The sequence below is a fragment of the Candidatus Dormiibacterota bacterium genome (assembly GCA_036495095.1).
Classification (GTDB): Bacteria; Chloroflexota; Dormibacteria; order Aeolococcales; family Aeolococcaceae; genus CF-96.
Map to the genome: position 1 here is coordinate 1 of DASXNK010000150.1, position 1,835 is coordinate 1,835.

Sequence of the window (1,835 nt, forward strand, 5' to 3'; positions counted from 1 at the left end):
CCGCACCGCCCGGCACACCCGGACGATCCCCGGCACGTCGCTGACCCGCTCGGCCACCCGGTCCACCGCGGCGGCGTGCTCGGCCGCCGTGCGCTCCTGGGGGGCCACCCGGAGCACCACCACCCCCTCGCGGGGCAGGAGTTCGACGGGCAGCCCGGTGTCCCTGGCCGCGGCCCGGATGTTCGTCTGCAGCATCCGTTCGAACTGGTGCCTGTTACGGCCCTTGAGGACGACTTCGCCAAGCTTGAGGAGCACGCACGGCTCCCCGGCGGCCTGCTCCGCCGTCCCGGCCACGGTGACGGGATCGGTCATGGACATCCCTCCAGTGTGCCAGCTCTGGCCGCCAGCCATGACTGCCTGCTAGCGAGGGAAAATCAGATTATCCAGAACGTACGCGACTTCCTCCCCTTCGTCCTTGCTCCCGGGGAGCCGGGCGACGTACCGTGCGGGTGTGAACGCCGACGAGCGTGAGGAGATCGCCGCCTCGGTGGCGGCCCATGCCGAGCTCGGCCCGCGCTACGACGCGGCGCTCGCCGAAGGTCTTATCGAGCGCATCGGCGAGGAGATCGACAGGCGGGTGGACGCGCGGCTGCGCGGCATGGGCGCGGGCGGCACGGGCGCGGGACACCAGCAGGCGGCGCCGAGGCAGGGCTACCTGTCCCCCGGCCACCAGATCGTGCCGCCCGGCTACCCCGGCGACGCCGCTAGCAGGGCGCCCGCGGGCGCGTCGCCGGCTGGCGCCAGCTCGCCACAGGTGGCGCCCCGCCGTAACAACGGGGTCACCGGGATGATCCTGGGCCTCGGGTCGTTGGGCATCGGCATCGGCGCGACGGCCGCGGTGGTCAGCCACCACGTCGACGCCGTCGCCCAGGTGCTCATCGTGCTGGTGGTCTGGCTGGCCATCGTCGTCATCAACATCGCGCACTCGCAGCGGCGCTGACCGGGCTCTGAAGGGGCGATGATGTTCGAGCGGTTCACCGACCGGGCCAGGCGCGTCGTCGTGCTTGCCCAGGAAGAGTCCCAGCGGCTCAGCCACAACTACATCGGCACCGAGCACCTGCTGCTCGGCCTGCTCGCCGAGCGGGAAGGCATCGCGGCGCGGGCGCTCGAATCGCTGAACGTCACCCTCACCGCGGCACGCGAGCAGGTCGGGGAGATCATCGGGCCCGGACAGCAGCACCCGCACGGGCACATCCCGTTCACCCCCCGGGCGAAGAAGATCCTCGAGCTGTCGCTGCGCGAGGCGCTGACCATGGGCAGCGAGGTCATCGACACGCAGCACCTGCTGCTCGGGCTGATCGACGAAGGCGACGGCGTGGGCGCCCAGATCCTGCAGCGGCTCGGCGCGACCGCGCAGACCGTGCGGGAGGCGGTCACCATGCTGGCCGATTCCGAACTCGCGGCCGAGGTCACCGAAGCGCCGGGGCCGCAGGCGCGGGCCGTCTCGATGGGGCGCCAGCTGCGGATTCGCGCTGACGTGCTAGCCGAGGTGATGGACCTGCTGGCCAGCATCGACCGGCGGCTGTCCGCGATCGAGCGCCACCTCGGCATCGACGCCGGCCGGGAAGAACCGCCGGCCGCCGCGCCGGAGGCAGAGGCGCCGGAGGCAGAGGCGCCGGAGGGGGAGGCGGAGGCGGAGTAGCGCCGCAGACGCTTACCTCCAGTGGTCGAGCGGCAGCGGGCCGCGGCTGAGCACCGTGCGGATGGCGAAGGTGGACCGCGCCGTGGCGACCGCCGGGACGGCCAGGATCTGGTCGAGCAGCACCTTCTCGTAGCTGGCGAGGTCGGGAATGGCCGCCTCGATCAGGAAGTCGTCGCTCCCGGAGACCAGGTAG

General features: G+C 72.3%; 3 protein-coding genes and 1 pseudogene. 2 read left to right on the plus strand and 2 right to left on the minus strand.

All coding sequences use genetic code 11. The features are described from left to right. Positions 1-312: tRNA 4-thiouridine(8) synthase ThiI (locus VGL20_15580; GenBank protein ID HEY2705103.1), on the minus strand; the 312-nt coding region annotated here is incomplete at its 3' end. A 139-nt stretch (positions 313-451) separates the two neighbouring features. Here VGL20_15580 and VGL20_15585 point away from each other — a divergent pair. After that, positions 452-940 carry a hypothetical protein gene (locus tag VGL20_15585; GenBank protein HEY2705104.1) on the plus strand — a complete coding sequence of 163 codons (489 nt, stop codon included), beginning with the start codon at positions 452-454 and terminating at the stop codon, positions 938-940. 21 nt (positions 941-961) lie between these two features. Continuing rightward, positions 962-1,366: pseudogene (locus VGL20_15590) on the plus strand (Clp protease N-terminal domain-containing protein). A 288-nt stretch (positions 1,367-1,654) separates the two neighbouring features. On the opposite strand, the gene VGL20_15595 reads toward VGL20_15590, so the two are convergent. Next, the coding region (locus VGL20_15595; protein HEY2705105.1) for an Lrp/AsnC ligand binding domain-containing protein at positions 1,655-1,835 on the minus strand (181 nt) is incomplete at its 5' end.